This is a genomic window from Bradyrhizobium dasycarpum (assembly GCF_042019905.1).
Taxonomy (GTDB): Bacteria; Pseudomonadota; Alphaproteobacteria; order Rhizobiales; family Xanthobacteraceae; genus Bradyrhizobium; species Bradyrhizobium japonicum_B.
Window position 1 is genome coordinate 3224756 of sequence record NZ_CP169574.1, and the last position, 18168, is coordinate 3242923.

At 64.5% G+C, this 18168-nt stretch carries 17 protein-coding genes and 1 pseudogene; 5 read left to right on the forward strand and 13 right to left on the reverse strand.

The window, feature by feature from the left end:
- Window positions 1-267 precede the first annotated feature (267 nt).
- Together ACETMP_RS15615 and ACETMP_RS15620 are read right to left on the reverse strand one after the other, a co-directional pair.
- Window positions 268-1374: an efflux RND transporter periplasmic adaptor subunit gene (locus ACETMP_RS15615; RefSeq protein ID WP_028134802.1), complete on the reverse strand. Its 1107-nt coding sequence runs from the start codon at window positions 1372-1374 to the stop codon at window positions 268-270.
- Between the two features lie 218 nt (window positions 1375-1592).
- Complete coding sequence (locus ACETMP_RS15620) at window positions 1593-2942, reverse strand: MFS transporter (protein WP_375161616.1); 1350 nt, start codon at window positions 2940-2942, stop codon at window positions 1593-1595.
- A 78-nt stretch (window positions 2943-3020) separates the two neighbouring features.
- On the opposite strand from ACETMP_RS15620, the gene ACETMP_RS15625 reads away from it, so the two are divergent.
- A complete protein-coding gene (locus tag ACETMP_RS15625; RefSeq protein ID WP_375161917.1) occupies window positions 3021-3449 on the forward strand; it encodes a DUF2809 domain-containing protein in 429 nt (142 codons plus the stop codon).
- Between the two features lie 155 nt (window positions 3450-3604).
- On the opposite strand, the gene ACETMP_RS15630 is transcribed toward ACETMP_RS15625, so the two are convergent.
- A complete protein-coding gene (locus tag ACETMP_RS15630) occupies window positions 3605-4771 on the reverse strand; it encodes a winged helix-turn-helix domain-containing protein (protein WP_375161617.1) in 1167 nt (388 codons plus the stop codon).
- A 102-nt stretch (window positions 4772-4873) separates the two neighbouring features.
- A complete protein-coding gene (locus ACETMP_RS15635) occupies window positions 4874-5119 on the reverse strand; it encodes a hypothetical protein (protein ID WP_028134798.1) in 246 nt (81 codons plus the stop codon).
- Between the two features lie 501 nt (window positions 5120-5620).
- Between ACETMP_RS15635 and ACETMP_RS15640 the strand changes: the two genes are divergently transcribed.
- The gene (locus ACETMP_RS15640) at window positions 5621-6262 is read left to right on the forward strand and encodes an OmpA family protein (RefSeq protein WP_375161618.1); all 642 of its coding nucleotides are present in this window, start codon (window positions 5621-5623) and stop codon (window positions 6260-6262) included.
- 53 nt (window positions 6263-6315) lie between these two features.
- Here the strand turns inward: ACETMP_RS15640 and ACETMP_RS15645 are convergent, their stop codons facing one another.
- A complete protein-coding gene (locus ACETMP_RS15645; RefSeq protein WP_375161918.1) occupies window positions 6316-7746 on the reverse strand; it encodes a phospholipid carrier-dependent glycosyltransferase in 1431 nt (476 codons plus the stop codon).
- A 148-nt stretch (window positions 7747-7894) separates the two neighbouring features.
- On the opposite strand from ACETMP_RS15645, the gene ACETMP_RS15650 reads away from it, so the two are divergent.
- Window positions 7895-8500 (forward strand): FecR domain-containing protein, encoded by a 606-nt coding sequence (locus tag ACETMP_RS15650; RefSeq protein WP_375161619.1) that lies wholly within the window; start codon window positions 7895-7897, stop codon window positions 8498-8500.
- 2 nt (window positions 8501-8502) lie between these two features.
- Window positions 8503-9661 (forward strand): annotated as a pseudogene (locus ACETMP_RS15655) (hypothetical protein).
- Window positions 9662-9787: 126 nt separating this feature from the next.
- Here the strand turns inward: ACETMP_RS15655 and ACETMP_RS15660 are convergent.
- From ACETMP_RS15660 to ACETMP_RS15670, 3 genes are all read right to left on the reverse strand, one after another.
- Entirely contained in the window at window positions 9788-10276 is a 489-nt protein-coding gene (locus tag ACETMP_RS15660) for a VOC family protein (protein WP_375161620.1), read from the reverse strand.
- Between the two features lie 42 nt (window positions 10277-10318).
- Complete coding sequence (locus tag ACETMP_RS15665; protein WP_375161621.1) at window positions 10319-10747, reverse strand: VOC family protein; 429 nt, start codon at window positions 10745-10747, stop codon at window positions 10319-10321.
- Between the two features lie 126 nt (window positions 10748-10873).
- Entirely contained in the window at window positions 10874-11389 is a 516-nt protein-coding gene (locus tag ACETMP_RS15670; protein WP_028134790.1) for a cupin domain-containing protein, read from the reverse strand.
- Between the two features lie 129 nt (window positions 11390-11518).
- On the opposite strand from ACETMP_RS15670, the gene ACETMP_RS15675 reads away from it, so the two are divergent.
- On the forward strand, window positions 11519-11737 hold the full coding sequence (locus ACETMP_RS15675) for a CsbD family protein (protein WP_375161622.1): 219 nt from the start codon (window positions 11519-11521) through the stop codon (window positions 11735-11737).
- Between the two features lie 175 nt (window positions 11738-11912).
- Here the strand turns inward: ACETMP_RS15675 and ACETMP_RS15680 are convergent, their stop codons facing one another.
- The 5 genes from ACETMP_RS15680 to ggt form a co-directional block, all read right to left on the reverse strand.
- Complete coding sequence (locus ACETMP_RS15680; RefSeq protein WP_375161623.1) at window positions 11913-12377, reverse strand: FKBP-type peptidyl-prolyl cis-trans isomerase; 465 nt, start codon at window positions 12375-12377, stop codon at window positions 11913-11915.
- Window positions 12378-12437: 60 nt separating this feature from the next.
- Window positions 12438-14735 (reverse strand): xanthine dehydrogenase family protein molybdopterin-binding subunit, encoded by a 2298-nt coding sequence (locus ACETMP_RS15685; RefSeq protein WP_375161624.1) that lies wholly within the window; start codon window positions 14733-14735, stop codon window positions 12438-12440.
- Window positions 14736-14737: 2 nt separating this feature from the next.
- Window positions 14738-15754 (reverse strand): FAD binding domain-containing protein, encoded by a 1017-nt coding sequence (locus ACETMP_RS15690; protein ID WP_375161625.1) that lies wholly within the window; start codon window positions 15752-15754, stop codon window positions 14738-14740.
- A gap of 4 nt (window positions 15755-15758) precedes the next feature.
- Window positions 15759-16373, reverse strand: coding sequence for a (2Fe-2S)-binding protein (locus ACETMP_RS15695; protein WP_375161626.1), 615 nt, complete (start codon window positions 16371-16373; stop codon window positions 15759-15761).
- Between the two features lie 167 nt (window positions 16374-16540).
- Complete coding sequence (gene ggt, locus ACETMP_RS15700; protein ID WP_375161627.1) at window positions 16541-18127, reverse strand: gamma-glutamyltransferase; 1587 nt, start codon at window positions 18125-18127, stop codon at window positions 16541-16543.
- Between the last annotated feature and the right edge of the window lie 41 nt (window positions 18128-18168).

The window sequence follows — 18168 nt, forward strand, 5'->3', positions numbered from 1 at the left end:
CGCTCTCTCCGAAAAGACGATCCAATTGCCAAAGACACGACAGCCACTCCGTTCAAACCGTCGTCGCGAGGCAGCGAAGCAATCCAGGGGCTGGGCAGGTTCTGGATCGCTTCGCCGCTTCAGCCCAAGCATTTGCGCCGGGGCCGAAACTCGCCTCACACGACGTAACTCAATTTCCTTGTCATTCCGGGGCGGACCGCAGGGCCGAACCCGGAATCTCGAGATTCGGGTCTGGTCCTTCGGACCATCCCGGAATGACAGGGGGAACTAAAAACTCAGTGACGACACGACCCGCACCCGCTGGCCCGGATCGAGCTTCTGCACGCCGAGGGCGACGATCTTGGCGCCCTCTTCCACGCCGCCGGTGATGACCACGTCGTTGCTCTCGTAGGACTTCACCGTCACCGGCTTCAGGGTGAGCGCGCCGTTGTCGTCGACGACGTAAAAGGACGGCTTGCCGCCTTCGTTGAACAGCGCCGACAGCGGCAGCCGCGCGACGCGCTCGGTCGCGGCGTCCGACAGCGTCAGCGTCGCCGTCATGCCGAGCGAGACCTTGTCGTCGGCCTCGGGCAGCGAGAATTTCGCAAGATAGGTGCGCGTGGCCGGATCGGCCGTCGGCGCGATCTCGCGCAGCTTGGCCGCATATTTCTTGCCCGGCTCGGACCAAAGAGTGACGCTGGCGACGCCCGACTTGGCGCGTCCAACCAGCGTCTCAGGGATCGCGACGACCGCTTCCTTTTCGGCAAAGCGGGCGACACGGATCGAAGCCTGGCCCGCGGCGACCACCTGGCCGGGCTCGATCAGCGTTGCGGTGACGACGCCACGGGCGTCGGCAACGAGCGTCGCGTAGGAAAGGGAGTTCTTGCTCAATTCGAGCGCGCGCTCGGCGCGGTTCAGGCGGGCGCGGGCTTCGTCCGCAGCGGCGCGGCTGGAATCCATCTGCGCATCCGTGGTCCAGCCCTTGGCCTTCAGATCCTTGGCACGCTGCTCGGCGGCGGCGGCCTGGGCCAGCACGCCGGTCGCGGCGGTCTGCTCGGCCAGCGCCTGCTCGGCCTGCAGCTTCAAATCGACCTCGTCGAGGGTGGCGAGCGGCTGGCCGATCTCGACGGTCTGACCGACTTCCACAAGCCGCTTGGCAACCTTGCCGGCAACGCGGAAGCCGAGATCGCTCTCGATCCGCGGCCTGACGGTGCCGACGAAACTACGCTCCGGGGTCTCGGCATCATAATGCGCGGTTGCGACCAGAACCGGCCGCGGCGGCTCGGCCTTCTCGGCGACGGTGTCATTGCACCCGGCCAGGGTCGCGGCCATCAGGGCCAGCGCGGCGCCTGCCAACAGCCTGGAATAGCTCGATAAAACCAACCGGACGAACATCGAAGGACACTCCTGCATCTCGATGGGGAGGAATGTCGACTAATTACTGATGAAAGTCAATAATCGTCAGTCATCAGAAATGCGTGATCGTTAAGGGGCGGTGAGGATAGGAATGGCGGCCCTCCAGGGGTGCTATTGTATGGCAGGCCACCAACCTGGCCGGCGTAGGGAAAAATGGTGGGTACGGCGGGCAAGAGCGCGCCTTGTCTACCTACGGGCTAATGGTCTTCCCGCCCCTGCCCGGCGAACTCATGCTTGCTGTCGTGTCCGCCGACGAACACCAGGATGCCGGCGAGCAGCGGCAGCACGGCGAGCACGAGCAGGCCGTTCGAGGTCTGGCCCGTCGCTTCCTTGACCCAGCCGATCAGATACGGCCCGCCGAAGCCGGCGAGGTTGCCGATCGAGTTGATCAGGGCGATGGCGCCGGCGGCTGCGGTGCCGGAGAGCCAGGCGGTCGGCAGCGTCCAGAACACGCCGAAGCAGCACAACACGCCGATGGCCGCGATCGTCAGCACCACCATCGTGGCCGTGGGATCGGTGAGATAGGAGGACACACCGAGCGCGACCGCCGTCAGCAGCAGCGGCGCGCCGACATGCATGACGCGCTCGCGCCTCGCATCGGAGTGCCGCGCCCACAGGATCATGGCGATGGTGCCGAACAGGTACGGGATCGCGGTGACAAAACCGGTCTGCGCGTTGGTCAGCCCAAACGCCTTGACGATCTGCGGCAGCCAGAACTGCATGCCGTAGAGCGCGCCGACGAAGCCGAAATAGATCAGGCTGAGCGCGATCACCTTGGGCGAGGACAGCGCTTCGCCTAGCGATAAATGCTTCACCGCCTGCTTGGCCGCGATCTCCGAATCGAGCTTCGCCTTGAGCCAGGCCTTCTGCTCGGCCGACAGCCAATCCGCCTTCTCCGGCCTGTCGGTGAGATAGAACCAGGTGACGATGCCGAGCAGCACGGAAGGGATGCCCTCAATGATGAACAGCCACTGCCAGCCCTTCAGGCCCATCAGGCCGTCGAGCCCGAGCAAGAGGCCCGAGATCGGCGCGCCGATCACGGTCGAGACCGGCACCGCGATGGCGAAAGCCGCCAGGAAGCGGGCGCGGTATTCGGCCGGATACCAATAGGTGAGATAGAGAATGATGCCGGGGAAGAAGCCGGCCTCGGCGACGCCGAGCAGGAAGCGCAGGACGTAGAAGCTGGTGACGCCGCTGACCATCGCCATCAGCGCCGAGATGATCCCCCAGGTCACCATGATGCGGGCGATCCAGCGGCTGGCTCCGAATTTCTCCAGCGCGAGGTTGCTCGGAACCTCGAAGATGAAATAGCCGATGAAGAAGATGCCGGCGCCCCAGGAGAAGATCAGCGGGGTGAATTTCAGGTCCGCATTCATGGTCAAAGCGGCGAAGCCGAGGTTGACGCGGTCGAGATAGGAGAAGAAGTAGGCCAGCACCAGGAAGGGAATCAGGCGCCAGGAAATGGCGCGGATCGTCGACGTTTCGATGTCGCTCTTGACGTTCTTGGCGCCGCCGGTGGAACCGGCATAGGTGGTGGTCTGGCTCATGGCTTCCCCCTTGGTTGTTGCTTTTGTGGGCGAGTGGCGGTTTTCAGCATCGCGGGCGAAGAGTCAATGGAGCGAGCAATGCACGGCACGCAGCCGGATCAAGCCATTGCGCCGATGCAGAAGGCGATGATCCGCGCCGCTCTCGCGCTCGTCATCATCGCCTGCGGGCTGTCGTTGCGCTGGTACGGCTTTCCGCTCGGCCTCCCCGCTTTCGTGGTCAAGTATGGCGGCTCGCTATTGTGGGCCACGATGGTGTTTCTGCTGGCCGGCGTTTTGCTGCCGCGACTCACGCGGACGCAGATTGCAGCGCTCGCGGCGATCATCGCGCTCGTCGTGGAATTCTCCCGCCTGGTGCATGCGCCGTGGCTCGACGCATTCCGGCTGACGACCGCCGGCGCCTTGTTGCTCGGCCGCATCTTCTCGCTCTGGAATCTGGCGGCGTATGCGGTGGGGATTGCGGTTGGGGTCTCGATCGATAGGCTGACGACGCTGCGTAGGGTGGGTTAGCGTCCGCGAAGCTCGAAGAGCGACGGCGAAAACGTAACCCACCACTTCTCTTCCGAGTGGATGAACCGCGGTGGGTTACGCCTTGCAGATTTCAGTGTTGAGCGACTGGCTGCTTGAATCGGCTAACCCACCCTACGAGAGCGGTGTCCTGCAATTCACTCTGAGAGCTGAAAACGCTCGAAGCGATCGAGCTCCTCCTCGATCCGCTGCTTCAGCGCCGTGCGGCCCGCGGTCTTCTTGCCCTGTCCGACCCAGGTCCATTTCTGCATCAAGAGCTTCTTGGCCTGCCGGTCGGTCTTGAGATCGAGCGCTGCGACGATCTCGTCGCCGACCAGCACGGGCAGCGCGAAATAGCCGAGCTTGCGCTTGGCCTTCGGCACATAGGCCTCGAACAGATGGTTGTAGCCGAAGATGAAATTGGTGCGCTTGCGCTGGATGATCAGGGGATCGAACGGCGACAGGATGTGGACCAGATCGGGCGAGACCGCCTCACTGCTCGGCTCGAGCACGGCCGGCGCCGCCCAATGCTCCTGCTTGCCGGCGCCGTCGAGCGCGACCGGCACGAGCTCGCCGCGGCGCACGCGGGAAGCGATCAGGCCGGCCACCGCCTTCTTGCGCGGCGCGTCGAGGTGGCAGATCGAATCGAGGCTCACCACACCTTGCGACCGCAACGCCCGGTCGAGCAGATAGGTCGTGATCTCCCTTGCCGAGGCCGGCCTTGGCAGCCTGTCCCAGCCGAAATGGCGCGTCATCAGCTCGTAGGTCTTGAGCATGCCCTGCCGCTCGCTGATGGTGACAGCGCCGGTATAGAAGGCCAGCTGCAACGCCCGCTTGGAGGGCTTGCGGCTCTGCCACAGATGCTCCTTCTCGACGAGCACGTCATCCTCGATGTCGCGGATGGTCAGCGGACCGGCCCGCAGCAGCCGCATCACCTTGCGCATGTCGGCGGGCTTCACCGAGGCGAACCATTTGTGCCCCTCGCGCCGATGCTCGCGCATCGCCGGCAGGAAGAAGCGGAAGTCGCCGGTCGGCACGTAGGAGAGCGCGTGGGTCCAATATTCGAACACGCTTCTGTCGGCGCTCTGGGCATGGCGCAGATCGGCGCGGCGATAGGACGGGATCCGGCTGAACAGAATGTGATGATGGCAGCGCTCGATGACGTTGATGGTGTCGATCTGCACATAGCCGAGATGAGCGACCGCATCCGCGACAGCCTGTGCTCCCTCGCCGAACGGGGTGCGCTCATCCAGCCGCTGGGCATGCAGCCAGATCTGCCGGGCCTGTCTCGTGGTGAGGGGATGGGGTTTGGGCGTGCGTGACATTGCAGAATGCAATGTAGCGAGATCTGCGCGGAGGCAAACAATCGAGGCAAAGAAAACCGCGCTGCCATCTACTGACAGCGCGGCCGGTCAGCGAACGCTCGGCTATTTCGCGCTCATCTTCTGCATCTTCATGTAGTGCTTGCAGGCGCCGCGCATATTGGCTTTGCTCATCTCGGAGTTGGCCGAAGCCATTTCCTTCGCCATCGCCTGCTTGGCCGGCGAATCCACCGTTCCCATCGCGGTGATCGACTTGCCCATCGCTTCGCCCGTGCAGGGCTGCATTTTGGCTGCGAAAGCCGGCGATGCCGAAAACGCGGCGAGCAGAACGACCGAAAGCAAGATCTTCATCTAACGTCTCCTCCGTAGAGCGAACCGGCGCCATGCCGGTCAACACGATAGCCATTCTTTAGCGACAAGTTTGCAGGGAGAAGACATTTTCGTTGCTGCGCCGCAGCGCAAGCCCGCTGTCAGCGTGCGACTTTTGGGCGCTCCCCCCGAGGCTGCCGGTAGCGACCTCCGGCTCAGGCACATTGTCCGGTCTGGCGGGCCACTGCGGTAGTCCGTCTCCCCGACAAGGAGCCGGCGCCCCAACGTGATTTCAATCACACCGGGCCTGCCGCGGCGTGAACCTGTCCCGCGGACGATGCGACCACTGCTATTGGGACGATCGGCTCCGCTCCCGCAGAGGCCGCGAAATGTGCCGGTTCACCGCCCGAAAGCCGGAAAATGCGCGAGACCAAGCCTGGAAGCGCTGTCGGCCACCGTGACCAAGATCACATCAGGGCCTTTGAACCTGCCCTATGCTCGCAGCATCAAATCGCTATCAGGCGTAACAGCGAGGATACGACAATGACCCGTTTTGATAAATTCTTTGGACTGAAGGCGATTGCTCTTTCCGCGGCCCTGTCGATGACGGCGGGCCTGGCACTGGCCGGCGACAACAATGTCTCCACCGACAAAATCCTGGATGCACTGAAGCCCAAGCCGGTAACCCGCGGCCTGTCCGTCGGCCCGCAGACCGACACGACCGTGCAAGCCAAGGAAGCGACCTTCCTGAACACGGTGCGCAACCGCTCGACCCGGTCGCTCTCGACGGGCGAGCGCGAGCAGATCGCCGAGCTCGCGGCGACCAAGCCGAAGATCGACCTGGAAATCCAGTTCGACTACAACTCGGCCGATATCGCCAAGACCTCGATGCCCTCGGTGCAGGCGCTCGGCAAGGCGCTGTCCGATCCGGCGCTGAAGGGCTCGACTTTCGTGGTCGCCGGCCACACCGACGCGACCGGCGGCGAACAGTACAATCAAGGCCTCTCCGAACGGCGCGCCGACACCATCAAGAAGTACTTGGTGCAGAACTACGGGCTCAACGGCAACGATCTCGTTACGGTCGGCTACGGCGAGACTAAGCTGAAGGATACCGCCAACGGCGCCGATCCGGTCAACCGCCGCGTCCAGGTCGTGAACATGGACACCAAGACCGCGTCGAAGTAATCGCCGTCATCGCGCGAAACACGCCGCCTGCCGCAACCCGGCGGGCGGCGATGTCATATCCAGCTCTGGAACAGCATCAGCCGGTTGAAGCTCCGCATCGAGGTGCCGATAAAGGCCGCCGAGATCGGCAGCATGACCGCAAAACCGATCGCCGCAATGCCGACATAGGCCCACAGCAGCCAGCGCGGCAGGCTGTCCCGGCGCAGCACATAGACCAGGGCGAGCGAGGCCGCCGTCGCGGTCGGCAGATAGTAGTAGATGAAGCCCAGCGTGCGCGGCAGCAACGCCCAGGCAAGCCAGGGACCGACATAGAACGCCGCGATCAGGAACGCATCCCAGCGGCGCTCGACGACGAAATCGCGCAGCACGACGACGAGCGCGAGCAAAGCCGGCCACAGAACCAGCGGATTGCCGAGGAAGACGATCGCGGAGACGTTGTCGTCCACGATCTTGTCGAACAGGAACCAGACCGGCCGCGCGAGCAGCGGCCACGACGGCCATGAACTCATGTAGGTATGCCCGGCAATCGCGGTCGTGGTGTTGTCGGCGAAGATCCGCCGCTGCGCCTCGATCAGCTCCGGCACCGACATCCCGTAGAGCGGAACGAAAGCGGCAAGGTAGGCCACACCCGGCAAGATCGCGAAACACAACGCGGCATGATCCAGCCGGAGGCCGGGCCAAAGGTCCTGCTGATACCAGTCGTCCGGCTTGGCGTCGGCGAACAGCGTGCGCCAGCCCTGCATCAGGCGGATCACGGCTACGATGACGATGCAGACGCCGAGCGGAAACAGGCCGCTCCATTTGCAGGCAGCAGCGAGGCCGAACAGGCTGCCCGCGAGCGCGAACAGCGCCTGCGGCCGCTCTCGTCGAAATCCATGCATGAAGGCGGCCGTCGCGAGCAAACCGAAGCCGAGCGCAAAGATGTCGAGCATCGCGATGCGCGCCTGCACGTACAGCATCTGGTTCAGCCCCGCGATCAGCGCCGCGGCGATCGCAGGGCCTTGCGCCGCGAACAGCGCGAGGCCGCACAGATAGATCGCGACGATCGCCAATGCGCCGAACAATGTCGCGGGATAGCGCCAGCCAAGCGCGTTGTCGCCGAAAACCGCGATCGAGGCCGCGATCAGCTCCTTGGCCAGCGGCGGATGCATCGGATTGAGCATCGGCTGCGACATCGCCGGTGCCAGCATCTGCCGCGCCGCCGGCACGTAATGCACCTCGTCGAAGACGAATTTTTCCGGCGTCGTCAATCCAATCAGCAGCGCGAGATGCGCGACCAGGAAAATCGCGACAGCAATGACTGCGCTCCGCGACATCTTTGGAACCGCGGGCGATTGAAGCGGCTGCTGTGGGGCTGTTTTGCGTGGCAAATTTGCGTCACCGCGGACAAAAATGGAAGCTTCGTTTTTCATTGAACGCATTCTGCCGCAACTGTCACTAAGCATGACGCACGTCCCGCGCCGCTTGTGATAATTCCGCCACAACACAAGCAAGCGCGATCCGGTACGATCAGGGACATATCGATCGGTTGCGAAATGAATTTGCGTTTCTGGCTTTTTCTCCACCCTGTTGTCGGCCGCCTTGTGCGCAGGTCCTTGCGCGCTGGCGCAGACGCGCGTCGGCGAAGCCGTCGTGATCCAGAACGAGGTGGTGCGCGTCGCTGCGACCACCACGCCGATCAATGTCGGCGACAGCATGCTGCGCGATGAGACCGTGCGCACCGGCGCCGATAGCGCGGCGCGCTTCGTGATGGCCGACAGCACCAATCTGTCGCTCGGCCCCAGCGCCACGCTGAAGCTCGACCGCACCGTCTTCAACGACGAGCGCAGCTATCGCGACGTCGCGATCCGCATGACCACCGGCGCATTCCGTTTCGTCACCGGACATTCCGATAAGTCCGCCTACAAGATCACGACGCCGCTTGCGACCATCGGCGTGCGCGGCACCACGCTCGACATCCTCTCGCAGCGCGGACGCTCCGTCGTCGTGCTTCAGGACGGCGCAGCCAGCGTCTGCACGACGAATTTCCAGTGCGTGCAGCTCACCCAGCCCGGCGACACCGCGATCATCACATCGACCGGCGGCAAGGTCAGCATCACCAAGTCCAGCACGCCGCCCTGGACCTTCGCCGCCAACTGCGCTGCGAGTGCCGGGCTGTGCGCGGTGAACCAATATGCCGGCGCCTCGCCGACCATCACGCCCGCCGTCCACGACGACGGCATGCTGTGCGGGCGCTGACCATGGCGAAATTCACCATCCGGCGCCTCATCCTTGCCGCTGCGCTGACCGCAGCAGCAGCGTTTGCGCTCGTCACGTTCGATGCCCAACCGGCGGCTGCACAGGCCTCGGAGTGCGGGTCCGAGTGCGAGCCCAATCCCACTCCGTCCCCGACCTATTCTCCCTCGCCTTATCCGTCACCAACGCCGACCCCCTCCCCGTCGCCTTCACCGAGCCCGGCTCCGTCGCCATCGCCGAGCCCGTATCCTCCGCCGTCGGGACCGACCGGCGCCGATTCCAGCGGCAATTCGATCGGCGGTCTCGCCAATCAGCGCTTCAACCAGATGATCACCAACCGGGTGCTCGGCACGGTGCTGCTCGGCGTCAACGAGCAGGTCAATTGCGGCGATTGCATCAGCGCATTCGGCTCGGCCGGCTCGTTCTCGGCCGGCATCCACGGCCGCAAGGAGCTCACCAACAACCTGTCGCTGCTCGCCGGCATCGCCTACACGCACTACAATGAGGGCGGCTACAAGATCACCAGCGCACCGATCGGCGCCTTCGCGCTACGCTACGACTTCACCGACTGGGGCTCCTCGCGTCCGTTCTTCGACGTCGGAACGATCCTGACGCCATGGGAGAAAGCGCGCTACACCCGCAGCTACGACACCAGCCTCGGCCCGGTGAGCGTGACGAGCTCGACCAACGCCTCGAACTACGCGGTCTACGGCCGCGCCGGGTGGATCAGCCGCGTGTCGCCGCGCGACGAAGTCGCAGCCTCGATCGAGGTCTGGCAGCTCTGGCAGCGCGTGTCCGGCTACAGCGACAATGCGGTGGCCTTCAATCCGTTCGACGCCACCATCGCTGATGGCACCGACCGCACCAGCCTGGTCAAGATCGGCGGCCAGTGGACGCATCTGTTCGGTAGCAACGTCGAGGCCAACATCAACGGCGGCTGGGTGCAGTCGTTCGCGAGTCTACAGCGGCATCGTGGCGACCGTGACCGGCCAGGGCACGGTGGTGCCGACCATAGGCAACCAGGGCTGGTTCGAATACGGCGGCCGCCTCGGCTTCCGCGTGCAGAAAGGCTGGATCGTGGATCTCTTCGCCAACGGCACGCTCGGCCCGCAGCCGGTCGGCAACACGATCCACGGCGGCGTTGGGCTGAGGATCAATTACTAGCTGCAGGCACAGTCCCGTAGGGTGAGGAAAGCAAAACGTGCCCACCAGCTCTCTCTCAACCGGAGACAGATGGTGGGCACGGCGCAAAAGCGCCTTTGCCCACTCTACGACACGGATCGCGTTTGCCTACGCCGCCGACTTGCCCTCGAACGCGCGGCGCAAGGCGTCGACATCCAGCTTCACCATCTTCATCATCGCCTGCATCGCGCGCGCGGCGGCGGCCTTGTCGGGGCTCGACAACAATTCGAACATCACCTGCGGCACCACCTGCCAGGCCACGCCCCAGCGATCCCTAAGCCAGCCGCACTGCTCCTCCTTGCCGCCATGAGCGAGGAAGGCATTCCAGACACTGTCGACCTGGGCCTGGTCGTCGCAATGGATCATCAGCGAGATGGCGTGGGTGTACTCCATCGTCATGCCGCCGTTGAGCGCGACCAGGGGCTGCCCGGTCACCGTGAACTCGACGACGAGCACGGAGCCTTCCTTGCCGGAGGGACCATCCGAGACGTTGCGCTGAACGTGCGTGATGGCCGAGTTCGGCACGAGCGAGGTGTAGAATTTCGCGGCTTCCTCGGCATCGCCGTTGAACCACATGCAGGGTACGACCTTGGACATCGTGAATGCTCCTCTAGGATTTGGCGCTCGGAAAGACGGCGATCAGGCGTTCGCCATCGCGGGCTGCGGAGGGACAGAAGCCATATCCAGCCAGTTCACACCCCACATATGACCGTCCGGATCCTCGAAGCTGCGGCCGTACATGAAGCTGTATTCGTCCTTGGGGCTGGGATCGGCCACCCCGCCCGCGGCCTCGGCCCTGCCGACGATATCGTCGACCTCGTTGCGGGTATCGGCGGACAGGCAGAACAGAGCCTGGTTCGAGATCCTTGCGTCGGCGATCGGCTTGGGCGTGAACTGACGGAATTTATCGTGGGTCGTCAGCATCGCGTAGATGGTCTCGGAAAAGACCATGCAGCTCGCCGTGTCGTCGCTGAATTGCGGGTTCCGGGTCGCCCCGATCGCCTCGTAAAAGGCGGTCGCACGCTTGAGGTCGGTCACGGGCAGATTGAGGAAGATCATCCTGGGCATCGGAAGCTCCTTGGGCGGGTTCTGCCCAAGGACGGATGGGCCGACAGCCATCCGACAGCGCTTCCGGATATTTTTCGACGGCCTCCCCGCCGTTCTGCCGCATACGCCGGCAGGCTGACCCTCAGGCTATTTCTTCTCGTTCGGATCCCGATGCACCGGATCGATCCACAGCACGGTCTCGGGCTTCTCGACCGGCTCGATGTCGAGGTTGATCGCCACGGCCTCGCCGTCGCTGCGCACCAGCACGCATTCCAGCACCTCATCCGGGCTGGCATTGATCTCCTGATGGGGCACGTAAGGCGGAACGAAGATGAAATCACCGGGGCCGGCCTCCGCCGTGAATTGCAGGCTCTCGCCCCAGCGCATCCGCGCCTTGCCTTTCACGACGTAGATGACGCTTTCGAGATGGCCGTGGTGATGTGCGCCGGTCTTGGCGTCGGGCTTGATGCTGACCGTGCCCGCCCACAATTTCTGCGCACCGACGCGTGCGAAATTGATTGCGGCCGCACGATCCATGCCGGCCGTGGACGGCACGTTGGTATCGAGCTGGTTGCCGGGAATGACGCGCACGCCGTCATGTTTCCAGCGATCATCATGATGATCGTGATCATGGTGGGAGTGCGAGTGGTCATGGCCGGTCATGGGACTTTGCTTTCTGTTGGTTCCGTGGGCGGCAAACTAACCCGAAGCTTCGCCTGCGAGCCATACCAAAATTGGAACCCTCATAGCTTCGGGACGTTGCCTTATGAGCAAAATGAAAAGGAGAGTTTCATGGGCAGTACGACCGACAAGATCAAGGGTAACGCCAACGAGGCGATCGGCAAGGCCAAGCAGGGCATCGGCGAAGCCACCGGTTCCGACCGACTGAAGGGCGAAGGCGTGGTCCAGGAAGTCAAGGGCAAGGGCCAGCAGACCATGGGCGATGCCAAGGACGCGGCCAAGGATGCGGTTGATCGCGCCGCGGCAGCCGCAAAGCGCGCGGCGGAGTGACGCACGGCAATCTGAATGCGAGAAGACCGGCCGAAAGGCCGGTCTTTTTGTTTTGTCTTGCTCATTTGTTTGTCTTGCTCAGTCATCCATCCCGGGGCGATGCGCAGCATCGAACCCGGGATCTCGAGATTCCGGGTTCGGCTCTTAGAGCCGCCCCGGAGTGACGGCTGCGCCGTCACTTCACCGCGAGCAATTCGACGTCGAACATCAATGTCGCGTTCGGCGGAATCACGCCGCCGGCGCCGCGCGCGCCGTAGCCGAGCTGCGGCGGGATGATCAGCGTACGCTTGCCGCCCACCTTCATGGAGGCAACGCCTTCGTCCCAGCCGGCGATGACGCGGCCCTTGCCGATCGGGAATTCGAACGGCTCCTTGCGATCGACGGAGCTGTCGAATTTCTTGCCCTTTTGGCCGTTCTCATAGAGCCAGCCGGTATAGTGCATCACGCAGATCTGGCCGGTCTGCGGCGAGGCACCGGTGCCGACGGTGGAATCGATGATCTGCAAGCCTGAAGCTGTGGTCATGGTCTTTCCTGCGGTCTGGGCCGAGGCCGTGGTGGAGACGAAATGCGACACGCCGGCGATCACGGTGATCGCGAGCGCCGACATCAGGGTGAGGAGCGCGCGCTGGAAACGCTGCATAAGGCACCTTCCGTTTGAGGCGGAAGGTGTCTAGCGCAACGCGGGTGGGGTTTCCACCCCTCACACCTCGATATTTTCCAGCCGGACCGGGAGCTTGCGGATGCGCTGACCCGTGGCGTGGTAAAGCGCATTGCAGATCGCCGCATTGGTGCCGACATTGGCGAGCTCGCCGACGCCTTTCACGCCGACGGGATTGATGCGGTCATCCTGCTCGGACAACAGAATGACCTCGACGTCGGCGACGTCCGCATTCACCGGCACGAGGTAATCGGCGAGATTGTCGTTGACGTAGCGCGCATTGCGCTCGTCGATCTCGGTGGCCTCCAGCAAGGCCGAGGACATGCCCCAGATCAGTCCGCCCATCAGCTGGCTGCGCGCGGTGCGCGGGTTCATGATACGGCCCGCGGCGAAGGCGCCGACCAGGCGGGGGCAGCGGATCTCATGCGTGAAGCGATTGACGCGGACCTCGACGAACTCCGCGCCGAATGCATAGGCGATCTGGTCCTTCATCTGGTGACCACCCACGAGCCGCACCTGCCCGCTATGCATGGCACGGAAGGAATCCGGCGGCGCGCCTTCCGGCTTCCACTCGCCATATTCCTCGACCACGCCAACTCCGAGGGCGTCGAATGCCTTCTCCAGATCCAGCGGCCGGTCGCCCTTCGCGGCCTGCGTGGCCGGCGTCTGGCCGATGCCCACGGTCTCCCTGGCCTTGTCCGTCAGCCTTTGGCCCGGCATCACCGCCTTGAACAGGCGCTGCCGGATCTGGTCGCACACCATCGTCACCACCGAGCAGGTGCTGGCCGTGGAGTTCGAGCCTCCGGCAACGGGCGCCGGCGGCAGATCGCTGTCGCCGATGAAGACCGCGACCTTCTCCAGCGGCACGCCGAGCCTTTCGGCCGCAGTCTGGGCAATGACGGTGTAGGCGCCCGTGCCGATCTCGTGGCCGGCGATCTCGACCCGGGTGCGGCCGTCGCGCTGCAGCCGTACGCGAGCTGCGGCCGGTCCCATCTGCGCCGGATAGCAGGTTGCGGCACAGCCATAACCGATCAGCCAGTCCCCGTCCGACATCGATTTCGGCTGAGGCGAGCGCTGCGCCCAGCCGAACGCCTTGGCAGCCTCGTCGAAGCAGGCCATCAGCGAGCGCGAGGTGTAGGGCTTGCCGCCGATGGGCTCGTTGGTGGCGTCGTTGATACGGCGAAGCTCGACCGGATCCATGTTCAGCTTGATCGCGAGCTCGTCCATCGCGCTTTCCAGCGCGAACAGATACGGCACCTCCGGCGGCGAGCGCATGAAGCCGGGCGTGTTGCGGTCGGCTCGCACGATCGAGACGAGGCTGTCGACATTCGGGCAGGCATAGAGGCGCGTCGTCGTCTTGGTGCCGCCGACGCAATAGGCGTCGGGGCGCGAAGACACCTCGGCGCCCTCATGCCTGAGCGCGACCAGCTTGCCGTCGGGGCGCGCGCCAAGCTTGATCTCATGACGGGTCTCGGCGCGGTAGGTGGTGATGGTAAAGCCCTGGTCGCGGGTCGGGACCAGCTTGACCGGCCGGTTCAGCCGCTTGGCGATGCCGGCGATGATCGCCGTGCGCGGCGTCATCGATCCGCGCGCGCCGAAGCCGCCGCCGACATAGGGGTTGACCACGCGCACCTTGTCGGCGTCGATACCGAGCTGCTCGGCCACGCCATACTTCAGGCCGTAGACGAACTGGCTCGGCTCGTAGATGACGAGCTCGTCGCCCATCCAGGCGCAGCTCGTCGAGAACAGCTCCATCGGGTTGTGATGCTGCGTCGGCGTCTCATAGGACGAGGACGCGGTCAGCTTGACCTCGGCCTCGTCGAATGCCTTGGCGAAATCGCCGACTTTCGGGTCTTCCTTGAACTGGGCATTCTGCCCCTTCGCAGCCGCAGCGGTCGTTCCCGGCGAGTCGAAGGTCGCGCTTGGCGTGGTCGCGCTGTAGCTGACCTTGATGCGGTTGGCGGCCTCGCGCGCCGCCTCGTAGGTCTCGGCAACGACGACCGCGATGATCTGGCCGTCATGGGCGATATCGGCGGATTTCAGCGGCTGGATCGTCGTGCCCGCATAGCCGCCGTTGCTGAAGAGCTTGGAGTCCTTCAACTTCGGTGCATTCTCATGGGTAACGATATCGATCACGCCGCGGACACGCCTGGCTTCATCGAGGTCGAAGCTGTCGATCCGTCCCTTGGCGATGGCGCTGGTGACGAGGAACGCATAGGCGGGGTCGGCGAGCGGCATGTCGGACGCATAGGTTGCGCGTCCCGTCACCTTTACGACCGCGTCGTAGCGCGGCACAGGCTGGCCCATGTTCGCCTTCGGCTCGGGAGCAGCAGCTTTCATGATCAGATCTCCATCGTTGCGGCCTGCTGGAGCGCACGTGCCACGACGCGCTTGCCGAGCGCGATCTTGAAGCTGTTGTGCCGCCGCCCCTTGGCGTCCGCGAAGGCGGCATCGGCAACACGCTGCGCCAGGCCGTCATCGAATTTCTGTCCTTTCAACAGCGCCTCCGCCTCGCGCGCCCGCCAAGGCACGGTGGCGACACCGCCGAGCGCGACGCGCGCATCGCGGATCGCGCCGTTCTGCACGTCGAGGGCGACCGCCGCAGAGGACAGCGCAAACTCGTAGGACTGCCGGTCGCGCGCCTTGAGATAGACCGAACGGGGCCAGCGTCCGGAAATGGAGAACGCCGAGATCAGCTCACCCGGTTGCAGCGTGGTCTCGATCTCGGGTGTGGTACCGGGCGCCTTGTGCAACTGGGCAAACGGCAGGCTGCGGGCACCGGATTTTCCGGTGATTTCGACAGTTGCATCCAGAGCCATCAGCGCCTGCGCGAAATCGCCGGGATAGGTCGCGATGCACTGGTCGGAGACGCCGAGCACCGCGTGCATGCGGTTGACGCCGTCCATGGCGGCGCAGCCCGAGCCCGGATTGCGCTTGTTGCAGTTTTCGTAGGACACGTCGCGGAAATAGCTGCAACGCGTTCGCTGCATCACGTTGCCGCCGAGCGTCGCCATGTTGCGCAGCTGGGCGCTTGCGGCGAGCTTCAGGGAATTGGCGATCACCGGATAGCTGCGCTGGATTTCGTCATGCGCGGCCACGTCCGACATCTTCGCGAGTGCGCCGAGGCGCACGCCATCGCCCTTGGTCTCGATTGCCGACCAGCTACGGGCGAGCGGATTGATGTCGACGATCGCGGCAGGCCGCATCACGTCGAGCTTCATCAAGTCGATCAGCGTGGTGCCGCCGGCGAGCGGCTGCGCGCGGGCCTGGGTCAGCGGATCGTTCGCGGCCGCAGCGGCGCCGAGCGCCCGCACGGCCGAATCGGGATCTGTTGCCCTCTGGTACGAAAACGGTCGCATGCGCCTAGCCTTTCGTGATCTCGGGCGCGGCCTGCTTCACCGCGGCGACGATGTTGGGATAGGCGGCGCAGCGGCAGATATTTCCGCTCATATACTCGCGGATGTCAGCCTCGCTGCTGGCATGGCCCTCCTTGACGCAGGCAATTGCGGACATGATCTGGCCCGGCGTGCAATATCCGCACTGAAACGCGTCGTTGTCGATGAAGGCCTGCTGCATCGGATGCAGACGATCGTCGGTGGCGAGGCCCTCGATCGTCGTGATCTCCTGCCCCTCTGCCGCAAGCGCGAGCGTCAGGCACGACACCACCCGCCGGTCGTCGACCAGAACCGTACAGGCGCCGCACTGGCCGTGGTCGCAGCCCTTCTTGCTGCCGGTGAGCTTGAGATGGTCGCGCAACGCATCGAGCACCGTGGTTCGCGCGTCGATGTGCAGGCGCTTGTCCTTGCCATTGACTCGCAGCGTGACATCGACGGGAAGCGCCGGATCCTGTGCCGCCGGGGCACGGGCCTCCTCTGTGGCCGCGCGCGCCGTGATCGGGACCAGCGCGCTGCCGGCCGCGCCGGCCATGAAGGCGCGCCGATCGAATGCTGATTGCCTGGAACTTGGTGTGTCGGACATCGACGCCTCCGCCGCTGATCTCTCCAAGCAGCGCACGCCTGCACCGCTCATCGCCCCTTAACCTGAAGCAATGAGCTCCGTTCCGAACGGGAAAGGGCGATGCGGCAAATGCCGCATCGCCCTTTCGTCAACTTTTCATGATGTCGCGCGAGGAACTCGCGCTGCGATCAATAACCCAGCGCGCAGCCGTCCTTGCGCGGATCGGAACCGCCGGTGAGCGTGCCCTTGTCCCAATCGATCCAGATCGCCTGCGCGCCGCCGAGCGGGCCGACCACGCTGGTGGTCTTGTGACCGAGCTTCTTCAGGCCCTCGACGATTGCGGCCGGCACGCTGTCCTCGAGCTGATACTGGCCCTCGTAGTGCAGGCCGCGCGGCATGTCGATCGCTTCCTGCACGTCGCAGCCGTAATCGAGGATATTGGTCAAGACATGGGTTTGGCCGGTCGGCTGATACTGTCCGCCCATCACGGCAAACGACATCGTCGAACGGCCGCCCTTGGTGAGCAGGCCGGGCATGATCGTGTGCAGCGGGCGCTTGCCGCCTTCGATGCAGTTGGGATGTCCGGGCTGGATGCGGAAGCCGCCGGCGCGGTTCTGGAACAGGACGCCGGTCTTGTTGGAGACGATCGCCGAGCCGAACGAATGCGCGACTGAATTGATGAACGAGCAGACGTTGCGGTCCTTGTCCACCACCGTGATGTAGATGGTTGAGGGATTCATCGGCGGCGCGACATTCGGCAGGTCGAGCAGGCCGTCCATGCGGATCTTGCTGATGTACTCGTCGGCAAAGCCCTTCTCGAGCATCTCGGCGACGTTGATCTTCATGTGCTCGGGAGAGGCGACATGCATCTCGCGGTTCATGTAGGCGATGCGCGCGGCTTCCGCCTCGAGATGGAAACGCTCGACGCTGACGGGCGCGTACTTGGTCAGATCGAAGCGCGACAGGATGTTGAGCATCAGGAGCGCGGTGACGCCCGGACCGTTCGGCGGGCACTGCCAAAAATCATAGCCCTTGTACATGGTGCCGATCGGCGCTGTCGTCTCGGTGGTGTGCGCGGCGAAGTCGTCCAGCGTGTGCAGGCCACCGATCCCACGCAGCGTCTCGACCATGTCTTCCGCGATCGGGCCCTTGTAGAAGGCATCGCGGCCGTCCTTGGCGATCGCCCGCAGGGTCTTGCCGAGCTCGGCCTGGCGGATGACGTCGCCGGCCACCGGCGGCTTGCCGCCCGGCAACAGGTAGCGGACGGTGTTGGTGCCGGCCTTCAACTTCTCGAACTGGTTCTTCCAGTCGAAGGCGATGCGGGGCGCGACAACGTAGCCCTCCTCGGCGGCCTTGATCGCGGGCTGCAGCAGCCGGTCGAAGCCGAACTTGCCGTGATCGCGCAAGACGGTGGCGAAGGCATCGACCACGCCAGGGATCGAGACCGCATGCGCCGAGGTCAGCGGCACGGAGTTGATCTTGCGCTCAAGATACCAGTCGGCATTCGCCGCCTTCGGCGCGCGGCCGGAGCCGTTATAGGCGACGATCTTGCCCTCGCCGCGCGGCTGGACCAGCGCGAAGCAATCGCCGCCGATGCCGGTCGATTGCGGCTCGATCACGCCGAGCACGGCCGAGCCTGCCACGGCCGCGTCCACCGCGGTGCCGCCCTCGCGCAGCACCTCGATCGCCGCGAGCGAGGCCTGCGGGTGCGAGGTCGCAACCATCGCGTTGGTGGCGTGAACCGTGGACCTGCCGGGGAAATGGAAGCTTCTCATCGAATTTCTTGCTCTCTTGGCCGTGGGCGCGGGTGGCGCGC

Excerpts from the sequence above, each read along its gene's own strand:
- ACETMP_RS15680 (WP_375161623.1), bottom strand. The coding sequence starts at position 12,377 with ATGCAGCGTTTCCAGCGCGCGCTCCTCACCCTGATGTCGGCGCTCGCG.
- ACETMP_RS15690 (WP_375161625.1), bottom strand. The coding sequence starts at position 15,754 with ATGCGACCGTTTTCGTACCAGAGGGCAACAGATCCCGATTCGGCCGTG.
- ggt (WP_375161627.1), bottom strand. The coding sequence starts at position 18,127 with ATGAGAAGCTTCCATTTCCCCGGCAGGTCCACGGTTCACGCCACCAAC.
- ACETMP_RS15635 (WP_028134798.1), bottom strand. The coding sequence starts at position 5,119 with ATGAAGATCTTGCTTTCGGTCGTTCTGCTCGCCGCGTTTTCGGCATCG.
- ACETMP_RS15660 (WP_375161620.1), bottom strand. The coding sequence starts at position 10,276 with ATGTCCAAGGTCGTACCCTGCATGTGGTTCAACGGCGATGCCGAGGAA.
- ACETMP_RS15670 (WP_028134790.1), bottom strand. The coding sequence starts at position 11,389 with ATGACCGGCCATGACCACTCGCACTCCCACCATGATCACGATCATCAT.
- ACETMP_RS15695 (WP_375161626.1), bottom strand. The coding sequence starts at position 16,373 with ATGTCCGACACACCAAGTTCCAGGCAATCAGCATTCGATCGGCGCGCC.
- ACETMP_RS15675 (WP_375161622.1), top strand. The coding sequence starts at position 11,519 with ATGGGCAGTACGACCGACAAGATCAAGGGTAACGCCAACGAGGCGATC.
- ACETMP_RS15630 (WP_375161617.1), bottom strand. The coding sequence starts at position 4,771 with ATGTCACGCACGCCCAAACCCCATCCCCTCACCACGAGACAGGCCCGG.
- ACETMP_RS15615 (WP_028134802.1), bottom strand. The coding sequence starts at position 1,374 with ATGTTCGTCCGGTTGGTTTTATCGAGCTATTCCAGGCTGTTGGCAGGC.
- ACETMP_RS15685 (WP_375161624.1), bottom strand. The coding sequence starts at position 14,735 with ATGAAAGCTGCTGCTCCCGAGCCGAAGGCGAACATGGGCCAGCCTGTG.
- ACETMP_RS15640 (WP_375161618.1), top strand. The coding sequence starts at position 5,621 with ATGACCCGTTTTGATAAATTCTTTGGACTGAAGGCGATTGCTCTTTCC.
- ACETMP_RS15625 (WP_375161917.1), top strand. The coding sequence starts at position 3,021 with ATGCACGGCACGCAGCCGGATCAAGCCATTGCGCCGATGCAGAAGGCG.
- ACETMP_RS15665 (WP_375161621.1), bottom strand. The coding sequence starts at position 10,747 with ATGCCCAGGATGATCTTCCTCAATCTGCCCGTGACCGACCTCAAGCGT.
- ACETMP_RS15620 (WP_375161616.1), bottom strand. The coding sequence starts at position 2,942 with ATGAGCCAGACCACCACCTATGCCGGTTCCACCGGCGGCGCCAAGAAC.